Source organism: Cobetia sp. LC6 (assembly GCF_030264805.1).
Classification (GTDB): Bacteria; Pseudomonadota; Gammaproteobacteria; order Pseudomonadales; family Halomonadaceae; genus Cobetia.
Window position 1 is genome coordinate 1 of record NZ_JASSPL010000006.1, and the last position, 19,315, is coordinate 19,315.

Sequence of the window (19,315 nt, forward strand, 5' to 3'; positions counted from 1 at the left end):
CAAAACAATCACCTGCAAACCTCTTTCACCGCTGGTAACGCCATGCGTCCCCGGCAGCGGATGCGTACTTTACGCACGAACTGTCGTGAGGGCAAGGGCTTTTTGGCAGTAATGCCCAAAAGAGTGCAAAGCGAGTCCATGCGTTTCTCTAGCACCATCAGGACGGCATCTCGAAAGACATCACACGGGAGTCCACTATATAGCCACTTCCTCGACAAACGCTGTCAGCACTGTCCCATCAAACGCCCTCCACTATGCAACCCTCTCAATATGCTTCTCTTCTACAGGGACCCTGCAAGACATGTGAGTCGCTGCATGTGCGATGGCATCGGCCATTGCACTCTCTCTCCCCGCCGCCATCTGGCAGACACTGCCCACGATGATCAGACACGGTGTCGGCAATGGATGCTCGGCCAGACGACTCACCATATTGCCGAGCGAGCCATGCAGGGTCTGCTGCTCGGGAAGGCTGGCATTGGCGACCAGCATCATCGGCCAGTCCGCCGGCAGTCCATGACGCTGCAACTCATCGCAGATCACCTCGAGACGATTGAGCCCCATGTAGAAGAGAAGCGTTTCATCGCGACGCGCCAGCTGCTGCCATTCAGGCTGCTCGCTCTTGCTGCAGAGCTGAGCGGTCACGAAACGCAGACGCTGCGCATGCGCCCTGTCCGTCAATGGCATCCCCAGGGCAGCAGCCGCACCGGAAGCCGCGGTAATGCCTGGCACGATATGACGCGTGATGGCGGCATCATCGAGAGCCGCGAGCTCTTCCCCCATGCGTCCGAAGACACCGGGATCACCGCCCTTGAGGCGCACGACCCGCATGCCCTCCCCTGCCAGACGCACCATCAGCGCGCCGATCTCATCCTGCGGCACACTATGATTGCCGCAGGCCTTGCCGACGTAGTAGCGCTCACAGTGAACCGGCAGCTGAGCGAGAATCTCACCGCCGACCAGACGGTCATAGACCACCGCATCCGCAGCATTCAGCATTCGCCATGCCTTGAGCGTCATCAGGTCCGGGTCCCCCGGCCCCGCGCCCACCAGCGCGACCTGCCCCGGAAGAAACGCCTCCCAGGCGGGAGAAATCCCGTTGGCATCGCTGCGCGTCGGCGCATGCTGATTCCCTCCACGCCACTCGCGCCGCGACATCAGGCCGTCGGTCAGCCGTGCCATGAGAATCCCGAAAGACTCTGCACTGCTGGATACCGACATCAGGTCACGCCATTTCCAACGAATCAGTCCGCTCATCGGATCGCTCCTCTTCCACAAGACGTTTGAGTTCAGGCAGGCAGGAACCGCAGCGAGTGCCGCAGGCCAGTCGCGCGCCCAGTGCTTCCACGGAACCGTCACCGGACTGGATGGCCTGACGAATGGTCAGCTCGCCGACCTGATGGCAGGCGCAGATCATCGCCCCGACGTCCGCCTGCCCGGAGAGACGGCCGGCCAGCAGGCTGCGCCGCTCATGCGCGGAGAGCTGCTCTGATGCAAAGCATTCGCCCAGCCAGGCGATATTGGGTTGGCGATCGAGGTGTGCGTCACCCGGCATCACCTTCAGCCACCAGACAAGGCGCCCATCACGAAAGCCCGCTGCGCTGATGCCTCCCTGAGCGGCGTCCTGTGCCCAGAGCCCCGCCGGGACACCCAGATGGCCTTCGCACCAATGCTGCCAATCCGGCTGCCCCTGACCCGCCAGCTGGTAGCGCACCAATGCCGATTGCGGAATACGTGCCCAGTAGCGCCCATCGAGCTGGGCCACGGCATCCGCCAGGTCCTCACGCCCGGCCAGGATGGTGGGGGCGATCAACAGAGTGGCCCGCCACTCGCACGGCAATGGCGCGACCTCGACCGCGCCATGCTTGGATTCCGGCTGACCGGAGAAGGGATCAACGAGACCCGCCAGCAGCGCACCGGCTCGGGCATGACTCGCGAAGTGGTCGCTCCAGTGCATCGGGATGAACACCTCCCCGCGACGCTGACCACTGCTGATGCGCACGCGAGCCCGATAATCCCCACGTAGCCCGCCCTGCTCATCACGTCCCTTGAGTTGCGCGAGACCGCCATCCTGCAAATCACGAGCCGCCGCATCCTGCGGATGAAGCTCCACGAAAGGCTCGGCCCGGTGATTCATCAGGCGAGCACTGCGCGCGGTGCGCGTCATGGTGTGCCACTGATCACGTATACGTCCGGTATTGAGACGCAGCGGCGCCGCATCGCTCAGCGTCTGTTGCGGCAATTGCGGTGCCACGGGTACGAGGCGTGCGCGCCCATTTGGGGTGTTGAAGGTGGCATCCTCGAACAGGCGTGGCGTGCCGGTCAGCTCGCCCTTGCTCCCGCGGCGCACCGGCCACTGGATCGGCTTGAGCGCGTCGTAGCCCGCGCGATCCAGCTCCGCCAGCGGCGCGATGTTGAACAGCCGCTTGACCGAGGGTATCGCCGATGGCCTGCGACCGGCCTTGAGATGCGGCGCAGCATTGCGAAACCCCGAGAGGCGAGCGTGTTCACGGAAGATCGCGTGGGGCCCCGAGTAGTCGAAAGCCTCCTGATAGCCCATGCGCTTGCCGACCTCCGCCAGCTGCCACCAGTCATGACGCGCATCGCCCGGCGGAGTCAGCAGGCCACGCTGACGCGAGATGCAACGCTCGGAATTGGTGACGGTGCCATCCTTCTCGCTCCAGCTGCTGGCCGGCAGCACCACGTCGGCGTAGGCCAGGGTGTCACTGTCGGCCATGCACTCGGAGACGATCACCAGCGGGCAGGCCGCCAGTGCCGCACGCACTCGTGCACTATCCGGCAGACTCACCGCCGGGTTGGTCGCCATGATCCACAGTGCCCTGATCTCGCCGCGCCCCACCGCCGCGAACAGCTCGACGGCCTTGTGACCAGGCCCCTCGGGTAGATTCGGCGCCTGCCAGAACTCGCTGACCAGCGCCCGCGCGCCCGGCGTGTCGTAATCCATATGTGCCGCCAACTGGTTCGCCAGACCACCGACTTCGCGACCGCCCATCGCATTGGGCTGCCCGGTGATGGAGAACGGCCCCGCGCCCGGCAGCCCGATCTTGCCACCCGCCAGATGGCAATTGATGATCGCATTGCCCTTGTCAGTGCCACTGGTCGATTGATTCACGCCCTGGGAGAACAGCGTGACCACGTGCAGCTGGGTGGCGAACCAGTAATAGAAGGTCTCGAGACGCTCCACATCGATATCGCAATCCCGCGCAATCGCGGAAAGCGAGCAGTCGTCACGCTTCGCCTGCTTGAGCGCCGCATCGAACCCCTGGGTGTGGGCCTCCAGATAGAGGCGGTCGGTACGTCCGCGCTCAGCCATATAGGCCAGCAAGCCATTGAAGAGGCGCGCGTCGCTGCCGGGGCGAATACCCAGATACAGGTCCGCGATCTCGCAGCTGTCGGTCAGCCGCGGGTCGATCACCACGATACGCAGCAGCGGATTGTCGATACGTGCCTGCTTGAGACGCTGGAACAGCACCGGGTGGTTCCATGCCAGATTGCTGCCGACCAGCACCACCAGTTCGGCACGCTCGAGATCCTCATAGCTGCAAGGCACGGCGTCTGCTCCGAAGGCACGCTTGTGCGCCACGACCGCCGAGGCCATGCACAGCCGCGAATTGGTATCCAGGTGCGGTGTGCCGATGAAGCCCTTGAACAGCTTGTTGGCAAGGTAATAGTCCTCGGTCAACAGCTGTCCTGACAGATAGGCGGCGATGCTGTCCCCACCATGGGTACTGCGCAGCTCATCGAAGCGAGCAGCGATCAGATCCAGCGCCGTATCCCAGCTCACCTCTCGCAGCACACCAGCGGCATCGCGTATCTGAGGCTGCGTCAGGCGGCCGCTGGGTGACAGCGTCTCGGCAAGCGCAGACCCCTTGACGCACAGACGCCCATAATTGGCCGGATGGTCGTTGTCGCCGCTGACGGCGACGACCCTGCGCTTGAGCTCACCGCCTGCCTGCTCCCGGGTTTCCAGTTCAAGTGACACGCCACACCCGACACCGCAATACGGGCAGGTCGTCGAGGCGCTGCTGGGGGAAGACTCACTTGTGCTCTGGGGCTTGCTGGCCTGCATCGACATCACTCCCTGGTGCAGTAAGCATGAAAAAAGGCGCCTGATGACCCGCCACGTAATGTGCGGTCATCAGGCGCCTTTGCCTGTCGTGGTCAGTCCAGGTCTGCCCTGCAGGCTGACAATGGAAACTGACGGTGGATACGGCCTCGTCATGCCGATGGGTGCGCAATCTCGTCTTCGAGACGTCGACATGACGTGCATGATTGAAGAGCCGCCGTTGGCCGGTTCGCGGGTCTCGCAACAGTGAAGCTTGCGGAGTCGCGAACCCTCAATCAGGTATCACACCAATAACCTGACAGACGCACTTAACAGACCAACCCTGATCAATCACCATAAATAACAATCACTTGGTCGCCATAAGCTACCGAACCAGGAGGCGAACAGCGCGAGTCGGCCAGCGCCAGGCATCGCTGACGCACCAGCCATGTGCATCAGCGCATGCAACTGCACCAATCCCTGCCTTGATGTCTCCCCCAACCGTGACCGGCTCTACCATGTCAGGACAGTGCCTCGAGCATCTGCAACTGCAAGCGAATGAAAAATAGCGACTTTCTCTGGAGCGGCACCGAATTCGCCTGAGTATCGGCAGGTTGGGTCAATGACGACCCCGAATCGCAGGTCTCGCAGTACATCACTCCGATGAGTGACATGCAGCAGCCAACGGTCCGCCAGACCTGCCGCAGTTGCGGGTGACAGCGACATCGTCACCTGAACACTGCAACTCGCTATCCAATGCTTAGCCCTCATCTTCCAGGCAAAGGCGCCTGCTTGACGTCGTGATCATCACGGCGGCAAGCAGGCGCTTTTTTTATGCGTCCAGAACGTCAGCGCAAGGAGGCAGAATGCATCCGTCATCTACCACCCGCGAGCCTACGCCAGCACTGGTCATCATCGGCCACGGCATGGCGGCGCAGAAGCTTTTGGAGCAGCTGGTCTCGCTGAGCCCTGATCAGCAGCTGCCCTGGCCGACCACGGTGATCGGCGAGGAGCCCCACCTCCCCTACAACCGCATTCAGCTCTCGCCGCTATTGGCGGGCGAGACACAAACCGAAGGCCTGATCAGCCAGCAGGCCGACTGGTTCTCGCAGCATGGCATCACACGGATCAGCGGCGACCCCGTCAGCCAGATCGATCGCGCCGCTCGCTGTGTCGAGACCGCCAGCGGTGGCCGCATTCCCTATCAGCGGCTGGTGATCGCGACCGGCTCACGCCCGGCGCTGCCTCTGCCGCTACCAGCTCACCTGCCAGAGGCGTCGTACGCCAATGACTGGCCGCCGGGGCTGATGGGCTTTCGCGATCTGAAGGATGTCGAGCAGATGCAGGCCGCCTGCCTTGCCGGACGGCAGGGGGGCGCTGGCGCACTGGTCATCGGTGGCGGGCTGCTCGGGCTCGAGGCCGCCGAGGGCCTGCGCAAGGGTGGCCTTGAGGTGACGCTGCTGCAACGCAGCGAGCGCCTGATGAACCGTCAGCTGGATGAGGTCGCGGCCGGACTGCTGGAGCAGGAACTTCGCGAGCGTGGCCTCGACATCATTACTGGCGCGTATCTCGAAGAGTGGCTCGAGACCCCGGCGGGCCGCATCACCGGCGTGCGCCTCAAGGATGGCCGCGAACTGCACGCCGGACTGACCATCGCCGCCACCGGCATTCGTCCCGAAATCGAGCTTGCGCGTGCTGCAGGGCTGACCTGTCAGCGCGCCATCCAGGTCGATGGCCACCTGCTCACGAGCGATCCGCACATTCATGCGTTGGGCGAATGCTGTGAGGTGGATGGCGAGACCTTCGGCCTGATCGAGCCCATCTGGGCGCAGACCGAAGTGCTCGCCCGCCAGCTTCTCGCGCAACCGACTCCACCCTATCGCAATGCGCCACTGGCGACGCGCCTCAAGATCAGCGGCATCGACCTCTATAGCTGCGGCGAGCTTGCCCCACAGACGAATGACGAGGTGCTGGTCTATCAGGACCACGCCCTGGGCGACTACCGCCGACTGCTGCTGCGCGAGGAGCGTCTGGTCGGTGTAGTGCTCTACGGCGACGTCAGTGCCGGCAATGCCCTGTTCGAAGCGCTCAAGGCCGGCACACCACTGACCAGGATTCGCGAAGACCTCCTGCTGATGCCGGCAGAAGCCCTCGCACGTCTGACCCAGGACGGCCCGCCGACGGCGCCTGATGACCCCGGTGGCAAGCCGGGCACTCAAGACACTTCTGACAAGACCGACAAGACCAACAAGACCAACACCACGAACAAGACCGACAACACCCCTGACACCTTCGAGGAGGCCGCATGAAACACCTGATCATCATCGGCAATGGCATGGTTGGCCATCACTGCGTCGAACAGCTGATCGCACTGGGTGCCACCGCGCACTACCAGATTCATGTCTTCGGCGAAGAACGCCATATCGCCTACGACCGCGTGCACCTCTCGGAGTATTTCACCGGGCGTGATGCCGAATCTCTCGCGCTCGGTAGCGTCGAGGATTACGCCAGCGTCGGTATCACGCTTCATCTGGACGAATGCGTCACGGCGATCGATCGCGATGGTGGCCACGTCATCACTCCGCGCGGGCGCTATCCCTATGACAGCCTGGTACTGGCGACCGGCTCGACCCCCTTCGTGCCGCCCATCCAGGGCCTCGGTGAGCCGGGAAGCGAGGCTGCCGCCAGCAATCGTCTGGTCTACCGCACCCTGGAGGATCTTGATCAGATTCGCGCCGCTGCCGACGGCAAGACACGTGGCGTGGTGGTCGGCGGTGGCCTGCTGGGACTTGAGGCCGCCAATGCCCTCAAGTCACTCGGCCTGGAAGCGCATGTCGTCGAATTCGCGCCACGCCTGATGCCGGTCCAGCTGGATGAGGATGGCGGCCTTGCACTCAAGCAACACATCACTGCGCTGGGCGTGGGGGTGCACCTCAATCGCGCCACCACCGACATCGTGCCCGGCGAGCACCATCAGTGGCGGATGAACTTCTCCGATGGCGAATACCTGGAGACCGACCTGATCGTGTTCTCCGCCGGCATCCGTCCTCAGGATGCGCTGGCACGCAGCGCCAGCCTCGAGATCGGCGAGCGCGGCGGCATCATCATCGATGACGAATGCCGCACCTCGGACCCGGAAATCTTCGCCATCGGCGAGTGCGCCCTGTGGCAATCACGCATCTTCGGGCTGGTCGCGCCGGGCTATCAGATGGCCCGCGGCGTGGCGTCCCTGCTGGCCGCCAGCGCTGGCGATGCCACAAGCGATGCGCAGGAGCGCTTCCGCTTCCAGGGTGCCGACATGTCCACCAAGCTCAAGCTGCTGGGCGTGGATGTCGGCTCCATCGGTGACGCCCACGGCAAGAGCGAGGGCGCGATCAGCTATCGCTACTGTGACGAGGCCGATGGCGTCTATCGCCGCCTGATCGTCTCGCAGGACCGCAAGCAGGTGCTGGGCGCGGTACTGATCGGCGACAACTCGCGCTACGACACCCTGCTGCAGTACGTCACCAATGGCATTGCGGCGCCCAAGGACCCGGCGGCACTCATCCTGCCGGATGCCAGTGGCGAGGCCATCACGCTGGGCGCGGATGCCCTGCCCGATAGCGCCACTCTGTGTTCCTGCCACAACGTCTCCAAGGGCGATGTCTGCAGCGCCATCGATGACGGCAACAGTGATCTGGGCGCCATCAAGGCCTGCACCAGGGCCAGCACCGGCTGCGGGGGCTGTGCGGCGCTGCTCAAGAAGGTGGTGGACGCCGAGCTGGAAAGTCGTGGCGTCGAGGTCGACCGCTCAATGTGCGAGCACTTCGCCCACACGCGTCAGGAGCTCTACTCGCTGGTGCGCGTCGAAGGCATCGAGACCTTCGCCGAGCTGATGGCCAGCCACGGACGCCATCCCGATGCTCTGGGCTGCGAGGTCTGCAAGCCGGCGGTGGGCTCGATTCTGGCCTCGTGCTGGAACGCGCCGATCACCGAGTCCTCGCACATTCCGCTGCAGGACACCAATGACACCTTCATGGCCAACATGCAGAAGAACGGCACCTATTCCGTGGTGCCGCGCATCCCCGGCGGCGAGATCACGCCGGACAAGCTGATCGCCATCGGCGAGATCGGCAAGCGCTACAACCTCTATACCAAGATCACCGGCGGCCAGCGCATCGACCTCTTCGGAGCCCAGCTGCATGAATTGCCGGAAATCTGGAGCGAGCTGATCGCCGCCGGCTTCGAGACCGGCCACGCCTACGGCAAGTCCACCCGCACGGTGAAATCCTGTATCGGCAGCACCTGGTGTCGCTATGGCGTGCAGGACAGCATGGCGATGGCGCTGACGCTGGAAGACCGCTACAAGGGCCTGCGTTCCCCGCACAAGCTCAAGTTCGCCGTCTCCGGCTGTACCCGTGAGTGCGCCGAGGCCCAGAGCAAGGATGTCGGTGTGATCGCCACCGAGAACGGCTGGAACCTCTACGTCTGCGGCAACGGCGGCATGCGCCCGCGTCATGCCGAGCTGTTCGCGACCGACCTGGACGACGAGAGCCTGATCCGCACCATCGACCGCTTCCTGATGTTCTACATCCGCACCGCCGACCGCCTGCAGCGCACCTCCGTCTGGCGCGAGGGCCTCGAAGGCGGCCTCGACTATCTGAAAGAGGTGATTCTCGAGGACAGTCTGGGGCTCGGCGAAACCCTGGAAGAGCAGATGCAGCAGGTGGTGGACCGCTACGAGTGCGAATGGGCCAATGCCCTCAAGAGCCCCGAGAAACTCAAACGCTTCCGCAATTACGTCAATGACCAGCGCCCCGACCCGGCCGTGGTCAACATCGTCGAACGCGACCAGATCCGCCCCGCCAGCCGCGATGAACTGGCCAGTGACAATCTGATCATCAGCGACGGTGGCGCATGCGAATCAGTGGCAGAACATCAGCCTCAGTCAACGATCCACCTGGCCACGGAGGTACGCTCATGACATCGCCTGAACTTGCCATGACACGGAATACTGCATCGCCCCACCACTCCGCCACGGCGACATCATCCCGTCGCTGGGTGACACTCTGCCAGCGCGAGGACCTGGTACCGGGCTCCGGCGTCGCCGCCTGGCTTGAGGCGGACGGCCAGGCCTGCCAGATCGCCCTGTTCACGCTGCCGGCCATAGCCGATAGCGATGACCTCACGCTGTTCGCCATCGACCATCATGATCCGGTGTCAGGCGCCAACGTGATTGCCCGCGGCCTGCTGGGCGATCACGCCGGAGAGCCACTGGTGATCTCGCCACTCTACAAGCAGCGCTATCGACTCAGTGATGGCCAATGCCTGGACGAAGACACTCTTGCCTTGACGGTGTGGCCTGTGCGTCTGGCAGGCGGCGAGGTACAGATACAGTGCCAGCGGACAGACGATGCCTGCTAGCCACACCCGCAAACCACATCTGCAAGCCACATAAGTGATTGATGACGTACGCATATGCTCGAAAAACGGCACATATTTGGTGCACAATCATGCTGCAACGCACCATGAATCGCCCAGCAGCGCGCACGCCTCGAGTCATCTGACCGACAGCTGGCAGCTCACAAACAGGCATTAATATCTCAAGCCATTGTTTTTACTGAGGATACTGTAAAGCTGGCATCGGGCATGCAATCTATACAGCGAGATGGCAAATGGCGGCTATCTCGCATGGCGTGCTCATTGCTGAGTCGAGGATCCGGGACCGGCGTATCCCCCTCGATATACAATGGCATTTAAGTCCACCCTATCTGGGGTGGACTTTTTTTATGCCAGCAGACAGCGACAAGCCATGGATTTCTTTGCTTCAAAACACGATGGGCCACTCACTCTGTCTTGCTGATCTCCCTTCGTGCTTCTCGCTTTTCCTTCTTGCCCCTCGCCGCTCATTTTTCTTCCCGCTGCTGACGACGTGCGATCCAGCGCTGACATTCCCCGATGATGCCGCTGCGGAAGCTGAGCACGCAGACCACGAAGATGGCGCCCAGAATCACGCTGACCCAATCCCCCAGCGCGGATTGCGCCAACTGATGCTGCAGCCCGATGACCAGCCCGGAGCCCACCAGTGGCCCGAGCAGCGTGCCGACGCCGCCCAGCAATGTCATCAGGATCACCTCCCCCGACATGTGCCAGCTGGCATCACCCAGCGAGGCGAGCTGGAACACCAGCGTCTTGGTCGCCCCCGCCAGGCCTGCCAGCCCCGCCGACAGCACGAAGGCCACCAGCTTGTAGGCATCGGTGTGATAGCCCAGCGAGATGGCGCGCGGCTCGTTCTCGCGAATGGCCTTCAGCACCTGACCGAAGGGGGAATGCACCACGCGCCGGATCAGGGCAAAGGCCGCCACGAAGATCGCGAACACGAAGTAATACAGGGTGTGATTGTTCGCCAGATCGAACATGCCGAACAGCTCACCGCGCGGCACGCCATGCAGGCCATCTTCGCCATGGGTGAACGGCGCCTGGATGAAAAAGAAGAACATCATCTGGGCCAGGGCCAGCGTGATCATCGCGAAGTAGATGCCCTGCCGCCGGATGGCCAGCGCCCCGAACAGCGTCCCCAGCACTACCGCGCCGAGCGTACCGGCCACGATGCCCAACGCCGGACTCAGGCCCGGGTATTCCGCGAGCAAGAAGCCGGTGATATAGGCGCCCGTGGCCAGGAAGGCAGCATGCCCGAAGGACAGCAGCCCCACGAAGCCGAGCAGCAGATTGAAGGCGCTGGCGAACAGCGCAAAGCACAGAATCTTCATCAGAAAGACGGGATAGGCGACCCAGGGTGCCAGTAACCCGAGCAGGAACAGCACGAGATACAGCATGCCCAGCGGGGTGATTCTGCGCGGCGCGCTGCCTGCACGCGCGGCCTGGTGATCCTGTTGCAGTACGGCCATGTCAGGCCTCCTTTCCGAACAGCCCGGCAGGGCGAAGCATCAACACCATCACCATCACCACGAAGATCACGGTATTGGCAGCCTCGGGATAGAACACCTTGGTCAGCCCCTCGATCAGCCCCATCGCGAGCCCGGTAAGAATGGCGCCGAGAATCGAGCCCATCCCGCCGATGACCACCACCGCGAACACCACGATCAGCAGGCTCGAGCCCATGGCCGGCGAGACGGGATACAAGGGCGCGGCCAGTACGCCGGCGAAGGCGGCAAGCGCCACGCCGAGCCCGTAGGTCAGCGACACCATCAAGGGCACATTGATGCCGAAGGCCTGCACCAGCTCGGGATTCTCGGTTCCCGCGCGCAGATAGGCTCCAAGGCGCGTGCGCTCGATCAGGAACCAGACTCCGAAGCAGACCACCAACGCCGCCACCAGCACCCAGGCGCGGTAGGTGGGCAGGAACATGAAGCTCAGCTTGAAGCCGCCACTCAGCGCCTCGGGGATCGGATAGCTCGACCCCGAGACTCCGAACAGATTCACCAGCGTGCCCTCGAAGATCAGCGCCAGCCCGAAGGTCAGCAACAGCCCATAGAGGTGATCAAGATGCTGGATGCGCCGCAGCAGCAGACGCTCGACCACGATGCCCAGGGCCCCCACCACCAGCGGCACCACGATCAGCGCCGTCCAGTAGTTGAGCCCCAGATATTGCGCTCCCAGCAGCGCCGCGAAGGCGCCCAGCATGTACTGGGCACCATGCGCGAAGTTGATGATGCGCAACAGACCGAAGATCACCGCCAGCCCAAGGCTCAGCAATGCATAGAAGGCACCGTTGATCAGCCCCAGCATCAGCTGACCGAACAGCACCATCAGGGGTATTCCAAAAATCATGGTCATCCGCCCATTCCTTTTCAGCGCCCATTCGCGTCAGCCGCTCGGCGCTGCCGATCATCCGACCGGCAGCGCCATGCCATACGTCTCAGCGACTCGACTGATGTTCGGCTTCAGCCCTTGACCAGCTCGCACTGGCTGTCCGCCAGCGGTCGGTAGGCTTCAGCGCCGGGAATGGTGCGGATCACGTCATAGACATCCCACTCGCCTTGAGACTCGGAGGGCGCCTTGACCTTGACCAGATACATGTCGTGCACCATGCGCCCATCGGCACGGATGGTGCCGTTGCTGGCGAACATGTCGTTGACCGGCGTCTCGCCCATTCTGGTGCGCACGGTGGCGGTGTCATCGCTACCGGTGGCCGCGACCGCATTCAGGTAATGCAGGGTGCTGGAGTAGATACCGGCCTGCACCATGGTCGGCATGCGCTCATTGCGCTCGTGATAGCGCTGGGACCAGGCACGTGTCTCGTCATTGAGGTCCCAGTACCAGCCGGTGGTGAGCTGCAGCCCCTGCGCCACCTCAAGCCCCAGGGCATGCACGTCGTTGAGGAAGATCAGCAGCCCCGCCAACGATTGCCCAGCCTGCACCACGCCGAACTGACTCGCCGTGGTCAACGCATTGACGGTGTCCGACCCGGCATTGGCCAGCCCGACGATCTTGGCCCCGGAACCCTGCGCCTGCAGGATGTAGGAGGAGAAATCACTGGTCGGGAATGGATGACGTACCTTGCCGACGATGGTGCCGCCGCTCTCGTTCACCACCTTTTCCACATCGCCTTCCAGGGCATGACCGAAGGCGTAGTCCGCGGTCAAAAGGAACCAGCTGTCACCACCTTCATCGACGATCGCCTTGGCCGTGCCATGCGCCAGCGGATAGGTGTCGTACACCCAGTGGACATGATTGGGCGTGCAATGCTCATTGGTGATGCTGGAAGCCGCCGAGCCGGAGACGATTCCCAGCGTGTCCTGTTCGGCGAGAATCCGTGTCACCGCGATGCTCACCGATGAGGCCACCAGCCCGGCGACCATGTCGACATTCTGCTGATCGATCCAGCCGCGCACCGTATTGGCACCGACATCGGCGCTGTTGCGGTCATCGGCACTCAATACCTCGATCGGCATGCCGTTGACGCTGCCGCCGAAGTCCTCGACCGCCATCTTGAGTGCATCGAGGCCGCCCGGGCCGGCCAGGTCACGATAGGTGCCTGACATGTCGGCCAGATAGCCGATCTTGATCACGCCGTCGCTGATATCGGCCTGCGCGATTCCCGCCAACAGGAGTGACCCCATCATGAGCGCAGACAGGGGCAACAGGCGCCGGCGTGTAGCCGCCGTGATGCGGCGGGACAACGGTGACGCGACGGGGGTGGCACTGGATGAAACGGTGGCGTTGCATGAAGCGGTGGCGTGCATGACATCTCCAGACCGGTTTTCCCGGCAATATTGTGATTGTTGTGGTGAGACGTGCGGACTTCAGTTTGGCGAGTGCAAAGGCCGTGCATGGCGGCCGACCCTGTGCAGCTCATCCCGAGCGGGGGTTCAGACCCCCAGTACCTTGTGCAGATATTCGTGGCGGGCCGGTAATTCAGCCGCGCTGATCTCTTCCAGAATGGTGCCGTGCTCCATCAGGTAATGCCGGTCGGCCAGCGGGGCGGCAAAGCGGAAATTCTGCTCCACCAACACGATGGTCATGCCACGCGCCTTCAGCATCACCAGCACTTCGGCCAACTTCTGGTTGATGACCGGCGCCAGCCCCTCGGTGATCTCATCCAGCAGCAGCAGGTCCGCTCCGGTGCGCAGGATGCGCGCCAGCGCCAGCATCTGCTGCTCGCCACCGGAGAGGCGCGTGCCCTGACTGGTGCGCCGCTCATGCAGATTGGGAAACAGGGCATAGAGCTCATCCAGCGACATGACCTGGCTCTGGGCCTGGTCATGCCCTGTGCTCTTGACCAGCGGTGGCAGCAGCAGATTCTCCTCGACGCTCAGACTGGCGAAGATGCCGCGCTCCTCTGGGCAGAAACCGACACCGAGATGGGCGATGCGATGCGGTGCCAGCCCCATGCTGTCCTGCCCCTTGATGAGGATGTCGCCTCTGCGCCGGCCAACCATGTTCATGATCGCGCGCAGCGTGCTGCTGCGCCCGGCCCCGTTGCGCCCCAGCAAGGTCACCAGCTCGCCGCGCCGCACCGTCATGTTGACGCCATGCAGCACATGGGACTCGCCATACCAGGCGTTCAGCTCGCGCAGGCAGAGCTGCTCTTCCCCCAGCGACGAGTCGGCCGCCGAGGCCTGCCTGTCCACCGCCTGCTCCATAACCACCGTCATGAAACCTCCTTGTGCTCATCCGCCGTGGACTCGGGCGCTTCACTGCCCAGATACGCTTCACGCACCTCGGGGTTGGCCGACACGCTGGCGTAATCGCCCTCCGCCAGCACCCGCCCGCGCGCCAGCACGCTGATGCGATCGCACAGACGGCTGACCACGCTCAGATTGTGCTCGACCATCAGCACCGTACGGCCCCGCGCCGCGACACGAATCAGCTCGACCACACGGTCCACATCCTCGGCGCCCATGCCCTGGGTCGGCTCGTCCAACAGCATCAGCGTGGGCTCAAGCGCCAGCGTGGTCGCCAGCTCCAGCGCTCGCTTGCGACCGTAAGGCAGACTGGCGGTCACGCGGTGGGCGTCATCGCGCAGCCCTACCTGCTCCAGCAGGTGCAGCGCCTGCTCGTTCAGGCTGTCGAGGCTGCGTTCCGGCTTCCAGAAATGAAACGAGGTGCCCTGGGGGCGTTGCAACGCGACCCGCACGTTCTCGAGCACCGTCATCTGGGAAAACACCGCCGATATCTGGAAGGAGCGCACCAACCCCAGGCGCGCGATCTCATGCGACTTCATGCGGGTGATGGATTTGCCGCGGTAGAGAATCTCGCCGCGAGTGGCCGGCAGAAAACGTGTCAGTAGATTGAAGACTGTCGTCTTGCCGGCGCCATTGGGGCCGATCAGGGCATGGATATGCCCTTCCTGCACCTGGAGATTGACGTCATCGACGGCCGTGAAGCCTCGAAAGTCCTTGCTCAAGCCACGCGTCTCGAGAATCGGGGCTGTCGCGGATGCGCCCCCGCTGGCACGCGGCCCCTGAATGGGCGGTGATGGCATGTCAGTACTCCGTCCTGACCGGCAAGCCGGTGGTCTGTGTCTTCCAAGAGACATGGGGGCTGTTCGTCAGCGCTGATGCCCGCAACGTCCGCCCACAACATCGCGGCTCGTCATCGACACGCAGTATCAACAGAAGGCGCTGTCCACAGGCCCTGGTCACAGACCCTGTTCACTGGCGCTGGTCACAGGCCCTGTTCTCAGGCGCAATCAACAGACAGCACTGACAGGCCCTCGATACGCTCCATCGTTGCGACCGGCGCAACTGACGTTAACGTAAACTAGAATAGCAAGAGGCGCGCTGCCAGCGGCAAGCGCCCTCACTCGACCAATAGCCGATATATCAGCGACTTCTTTACAAGGCAGCCATCCCGAGACATCTCAAGGCCGGCAGATACCCCACCAGCCCGAGCCGAACAGTCGGGATGAGCGCAATTCCCGCCATAAAAAAGACGCCTGTCCGTCGCGGAATACCGCGCCGAAGAGGCGTCAACGAGGGTTGCCGAGATCATGACCTCTGGCCGGAGATCATGTACCTGACAAGAGACAACGGGTTTGGCCGGAGGCGGCAGGCCTCCGGCGGAAAGTCATATCAGCTCATATTGGAGTGGCGACCGGTCGAATCAGCATTCGATGGCGTTGACCGCGAGACCGCCCTTGGAGGTCTCCTTGTACTTTTCCTGCATGTCACGGCCGGTGTCGCGCATGGTGCGGATCGCCTTGTCCAGCGAGACGAAGTGATCGCCATCGCCACACATCGCCATCTGGGCGGCATTGATCGCCTTGACCGAGGCAATCGCATTGCGCTCGATGCAGGGAATCTGCACCAGGCCGCCGATCGGGTCACAGGTCAGCCCCAGATTGTGCTCGAGACCGATTTCCGCCGCGTTCTCGACCTGCTCCGGCGTCGCGCCCATCAGCTCGGCAAGCCCGGCGGCTGCCATGGCGCAGGCGGATCCCACCTCGCCCTGACAGCCGACTTCCGCGCCGGAGATGGAGGCGTTCTTCTTGCACAGAATGCCCACCGAGGCTGCCGTGAGCAGGAAATCGACCACGTCCTCCTCACGAGCATCATCCTGGAATTTCATGTAATAGCTGAGCACCGCCGGAATGATGCCGGCCGCGCCATTGGTCGGCGCCGTCACCATGCGACCACCGGCCGCGTTCTCCTCATTGACCGCCAGCGCGAACAGGTTGACCCAGTCCATCGCCGAGAAGGTCGAGGTGATGATCGACTTGCTGGATTCCACATCCAGCAGACGCGCATGCAGACGCTTGGCACGGCGCTTGACGTTGAGACCGCCGGGCAGCACGCCTTCGTGCGTCAGGCCGTTGTCGATGCACTCGTTCATCACTTCCCAGATGCGCCATAGCCCACGACGCACCTGAGTCTCGCTGCGCAGCGCACATTCGTTGGCCATCATCAGCTCGCTGATGCGCATCTTGTGCATGCGGCACAGCGCCAGCAGTTCATTGGCGGTGTTGAATTCATACGGCAGACGCAGGCTTTCATCTTCCAGCAGCGGGTCACGTGCGGCCTCGACTTCGTCGACCACGAAACCACCGCCCACCGAGTAATAGACATTGTGATAAAGCTCTTCGCGATGGCCGTAGGCGATCAGACGCATGGCATTGGGGTGATACGGCAGCGGCGCATCGTGCCACTGCATGTCACGTACCCACACGAAGGGCACCGCGATGCGGTTGTCGAGCAGCAGCGTCTGGGACTCCAGCAGCTCTTCGATGCAGGGGTCGATGATCGCAGGGTCGATCGTTTCCGGCAGCTCGCCCATCAGGCCGAGGATGGTCGCCTTGTCGGTGCCGTGGCCTACGCCGGTGGCAGACAGCGAACCATGCAATTGCACCTCGATGCGCGCCACGCGCTCCAGCTGATCACGTGAGCGCAGGGTCTCGACGAACTGCGCGGCAGCACGCATCGGGCCGACGGTGTGCGAGCTGGAGGGGCCGACACCGACCTTGAAGAGATCAAATACACTGATGGACATGACAACACCTCATCTCGGAAACTCGCCGCGCCTGAGCGCCTGCCAGTGGATGAGGCAATGATGATGGATAGGGACGGGACGCGACAAACCATAAAAATTGGCCGTGGGTTTAGCCTGACTAAACCCTATGCATCAAAAACGGCGTAAACTATGCTCTTCGCGCCACCTTGTGCCCTGATGCCTTTAGCTACCACCGCCATCTGCATCTGGCCATTGCGGCTTCTCCCTCACTATCTGGCTCCAGCGCTTGCATGAGACCCGCCCATGACGTCTTCCCTCGACAACACGCCTGGTACTGGCCCCACCGCGCCGCCGACGGTGACCGGCACACCCGCCACCACACCGAGCCTGCGCCACCTGAATGGTCAGACCCATGCCTGGCTGCAGGTATTCGCCTGCGCCGCGCGTCACGGCTCCTTCACGCGTGCGGCAGAAGAACTGCACGTCACCACCGGCGCGGTGAGCCAGCAGATCAAGCAGCTGGAAGAGCGGCTGGGCTTCAAGCTGTTTCTGCGTCGTTCACGTGGACTCGAGCTGACAGGGGAAGGCGCGCGGCTGGCGCGCGTGGTGGAGCAGTCCTATAGCGCGGTGGGACTGGAGGTCAAACGGCTGCGCAGCGGCTTGATGAGCGGTGTACTCAGATTGCGTTCGGTGCCGTCATTTCTCTCCAAATGGCTGGCGCCCCGGCTGCCTCGCCTGCAGGCGCGCTTTCCGGATATCGAGCTGCACGTGCGCGCCGAGGACAGTGACTCGCCGCTGCGCGAGGGCGACTTCGAGCTGGCGGTCGACCTCAACGACGGTCACTACCCGGGCATGCAGGTCACCGAACTGATGGAAGAGGAGATCTTCCCCGTCTGCCATCCCGGCCTGATGCGCGGACGCCCACCGCTGCGCAGCGCAGAGGACCTCGCCTGGTATCCGCTGCTGCATGACATCACCGCCTGGCGCGGCAGTCACGATCACGCCGAGTGGGAATTCTATCTGGCCAGCATCGGTGCGCCCGAGATCAACGTTCAGCGTGGCTATACCTTCAACCGCAACCACCTGTCGATGGAGGCTGCCATCGCCGGCATGGGGGTCGCGATGGCAAGGCGCACCCTGATCACCGACGAGCTGTCGCGCGGCACGCTGATCGCGCCCTTCGCGCAGCGAGTGCTGACCGGCAAGCGCTACGTCATCGTCCATCCCCACGGCACCCTGGATGACGGCCGAATCCAGGCCGTGCATGACTGGATCGTCGAGGAAGCCGAGCGTGATAGGTTACGTCAGAGCTGACGAACATTTCCGCTCGGCGCAACATCGATGCTGAAATGGAATCTCACAGTTTTCTTATCAGAATATTAACTGAGCACCTTTGCATCGTTATAATGAGCAGGCAAACGACACCCTCACCCTGACAGGCAGTCCATGGACTGTCCGGAGAGTCCCTTGTCTCGCCTGACTTCGCATACCCAGCACCATAACGCTGTCCCGCTCCCCATCAGCGCCGAACAACCGCTGTATGGGCGCAAGCCCACTTCGCTCTTCATGCAAGCCTGCCTGCGCCTGGCCATCTATGCGCCACTGGTAGCCGCGATGATGTCGCTGGTCATGCATGATGCCCACCACTTCGGTGATGTCGGCTTCAGCGAAGCCAGCTGGACAGAACACATGCAGAGCACTCTGCTGGCGTTGAGCGCAGCCACCATGTGGATGGTGCATTCGCGCCTGCCGGACCTGCGCACCATCAGCCTGCTGCTGTTCGGCTTGTTCGCGGCGTCCCTGATCCGGGAACAGGACGCCCTGCTCGACGGCATGATCGGCGATGGCAGCTGGCAGTTCCTGGTCAGTGTGGTCGCTATCCCGGTCATCATCGGCGTATGGCGCAACCGCAGCCGCTTCATTGCCGAGTTCGAGCACTTCGGGCGCAGCTTTGCGTTCGGCCTGTTCGGCGCCGGCTTCCTGGCGACCTACGTCTTCTCACGCCTCTATGGTCGCTCGGAATTCTGGAAAACCCTGATGGGGGACTCCTACCTGCGTTCGGTCAAGAATGCCGCCGAGGAAGTCACGGAACTGTTCGGCTACACCTTGATGGCCATCGCCGTGATCGAGATCGTGCTGCTGGCGATCCGCATGGGCCGCCAGCGCCGCGCCCTGCTGCGTGAGCTCAACGCCAACGACTGAGCCCGCCAGCAAAACCCTCTTGCCGAGCTGCGCGCATGACCTGTCGCATGGCCGTCACTTCGCCCTGCCCCATGAAATAACGCGAAGTGACGTGACAAGACATGAAGTACAGCGTGAAGCGAAAGAGACAGACCCGTGACTCCCAAAAGCCGCTGCTCA

General features: G+C 63.0%; 13 protein-coding genes. 5 read left to right on the forward strand and 8 right to left on the reverse strand.

The annotated features are described in order from the left end of the window. Nucleotides 1-252: 252 nt before the first annotated feature. Both cobA and QQF40_RS08805 read right to left on the reverse strand, forming a co-directional pair. Nucleotides 253-1,254: a uroporphyrinogen-III C-methyltransferase gene (cobA, locus tag QQF40_RS08800; protein ID WP_254627082.1), complete on the reverse strand. Its 1,002-nt coding sequence runs from the start codon at nt 1,252-1,254 to the stop codon at nt 253-255. Continuing rightward, a complete protein-coding gene (locus QQF40_RS08805; RefSeq protein WP_285461111.1) occupies nt 1,223-4,087 on the reverse strand; it encodes a nitrate reductase in 2,865 nt (954 codons plus the stop codon). Before QQF40_RS08805 ends, cobA begins: the two co-directional genes overlap by 32 nt. An 842-nt stretch (nt 4,088-4,929) precedes the next feature. Between QQF40_RS08805 and QQF40_RS08810 the strand changes: the two genes are divergently transcribed. Genes QQF40_RS08810 through nirD form a run of 3 tightly spaced genes read left to right on the forward strand, consistent with a single transcriptional unit; the run spans nt 4,930 to nt 9,466 of the window. Then, entirely contained in the window at nt 4,930-6,372 is a 1,443-nt protein-coding gene (locus QQF40_RS08810) for an NAD(P)/FAD-dependent oxidoreductase (protein ID WP_285461112.1), read from the forward strand. After that, nucleotides 6,369-9,026 carry a nitrite reductase large subunit NirB gene (nirB, locus tag QQF40_RS08815; protein WP_285461113.1) on the forward strand — a complete coding sequence of 886 codons (2,658 nt, stop codon included), beginning with the start codon at nt 6,369-6,371 and terminating at the stop codon, nt 9,024-9,026. Before QQF40_RS08810 ends, nirB begins: the two co-directional genes overlap by 4 nt. A gap of 17 nt (nt 9,027-9,043) precedes the next feature. Then, nucleotides 9,044-9,466: a nitrite reductase small subunit NirD gene (gene nirD, locus QQF40_RS08820; protein WP_217485860.1), complete on the forward strand. Its 423-nt coding sequence runs from the start codon at nt 9,044-9,046 to the stop codon at nt 9,464-9,466. Nucleotides 9,467-9,948: 482 nt separating this feature from the next. On the opposite strand, the gene QQF40_RS08825 is transcribed toward nirD, so the two are convergent. From QQF40_RS08825 to QQF40_RS08850, 6 genes are all read right to left on the reverse strand, one after another. Continuing rightward, on the reverse strand, nt 9,949-10,878 hold the full coding sequence (locus tag QQF40_RS08825; RefSeq protein WP_217485862.1) for a branched-chain amino acid ABC transporter permease: 930 nt from the start codon (nt 10,876-10,878) through the stop codon (nt 9,949-9,951). A 73-nt stretch (nt 10,879-10,951) separates the two neighbouring features. Then, nucleotides 10,952-11,839 (reverse strand): branched-chain amino acid ABC transporter permease, encoded by an 888-nt coding sequence (locus QQF40_RS08830; protein WP_285461114.1) that lies wholly within the window; start codon nt 11,837-11,839, stop codon nt 10,952-10,954. 107 nt (nt 11,840-11,946) lie between these two features. Then, nucleotides 11,947-13,128, reverse strand: a complete 1,182-nt coding sequence (locus QQF40_RS08835; protein WP_285461115.1) for an ABC transporter substrate-binding protein — start codon at nt 13,126-13,128, stop codon at nt 11,947-11,949. Between the two features lie 246 nt (nt 13,129-13,374). Next, nucleotides 13,375-14,148, reverse strand: coding sequence for an ABC transporter ATP-binding protein (locus tag QQF40_RS08840; RefSeq protein ID WP_502871428.1), 774 nt, complete (start codon nt 14,146-14,148; stop codon nt 13,375-13,377). Nucleotides 14,149-14,156: 8 nt separating this feature from the next. Further along, on the reverse strand, nt 14,157-14,990 hold the full coding sequence (locus QQF40_RS08845; RefSeq protein WP_052384708.1) for an ABC transporter ATP-binding protein: 834 nt from the start codon (nt 14,988-14,990) through the stop codon (nt 14,157-14,159). A 620-nt stretch (nt 14,991-15,610) separates the two neighbouring features. Further along, complete coding sequence (locus tag QQF40_RS08850; RefSeq protein WP_285461116.1) at nt 15,611-16,993, reverse strand: L-serine ammonia-lyase; 1,383 nt, start codon at nt 16,991-16,993, stop codon at nt 15,611-15,613. 264 nt (nt 16,994-17,257) lie between these two features. Between QQF40_RS08850 and QQF40_RS08855 the strand changes: the two genes are divergently transcribed. Both QQF40_RS08855 and QQF40_RS08860 read left to right on the forward strand, forming a co-directional pair. Continuing rightward, nucleotides 17,258-18,268 (forward strand): LysR substrate-binding domain-containing protein, encoded by a 1,011-nt coding sequence (locus QQF40_RS08855; RefSeq protein WP_175089590.1) that lies wholly within the window; start codon nt 17,258-17,260, stop codon nt 18,266-18,268. 153 nt (nt 18,269-18,421) lie between these two features. Beyond that, on the forward strand, nt 18,422-19,156 hold the full coding sequence (locus QQF40_RS08860) for a hypothetical protein (protein WP_175089591.1): 735 nt from the start codon (nt 18,422-18,424) through the stop codon (nt 19,154-19,156). The last annotated feature ends 159 nt before the right edge of the window (nt 19,157-19,315 follow it).

Coding starts and splice junctions, on each gene's coding strand:
- cobA (WP_254627082.1), bottom strand. CDS start 1,254: ATGAGCGGACTGATTCGTTGGAAATGGCGTGACCTGATGTCGGTATCC.
- QQF40_RS08805 (WP_285461111.1), bottom strand. CDS start 4,087: ATGCAGGCCAGCAAGCCCCAGAGCACAAGTGAGTCTTCCCCCAGCAGC.
- QQF40_RS08810 (WP_285461112.1), top strand. CDS start 4,930: ATGCATCCGTCATCTACCACCCGCGAGCCTACGCCAGCACTGGTCATC.
- QQF40_RS08845 (WP_052384708.1), bottom strand. CDS start 14,990: ATGCCATCACCGCCCATTCAGGGGCCGCGTGCCAGCGGGGGCGCATCC.
- QQF40_RS08835 (WP_285461115.1), bottom strand. CDS start 13,128: ATGATGGGGTCACTCCTGTTGGCGGGAATCGCGCAGGCCGATATCAGC.
- nirD (WP_217485860.1), top strand. CDS start 9,044: ATGACACGGAATACTGCATCGCCCCACCACTCCGCCACGGCGACATCA.
- QQF40_RS08855 (WP_175089590.1), top strand. CDS start 17,258: ATGACGTCTTCCCTCGACAACACGCCTGGTACTGGCCCCACCGCGCCG.
- QQF40_RS08850 (WP_285461116.1), bottom strand. CDS start 16,993: ATGTCCATCAGTGTATTTGATCTCTTCAAGGTCGGTGTCGGCCCCTCC.
- QQF40_RS08830 (WP_285461114.1), bottom strand. CDS start 11,839: ATGACCATGATTTTTGGAATACCCCTGATGGTGCTGTTCGGTCAGCTG.
- QQF40_RS08825 (WP_217485862.1), bottom strand. CDS start 10,878: ATGCTGTATCTCGTGCTGTTCCTGCTCGGGTTACTGGCACCCTGGGTC.
- QQF40_RS08840 (WP_502871428.1), bottom strand. CDS start 14,148: ATGGAGCAGGCGGTGGACAGGCAGGCCTCGGCGGCCGACTCGTCGCTG.
- nirB (WP_285461113.1), top strand. CDS start 6,369: ATGAAACACCTGATCATCATCGGCAATGGCATGGTTGGCCATCACTGC.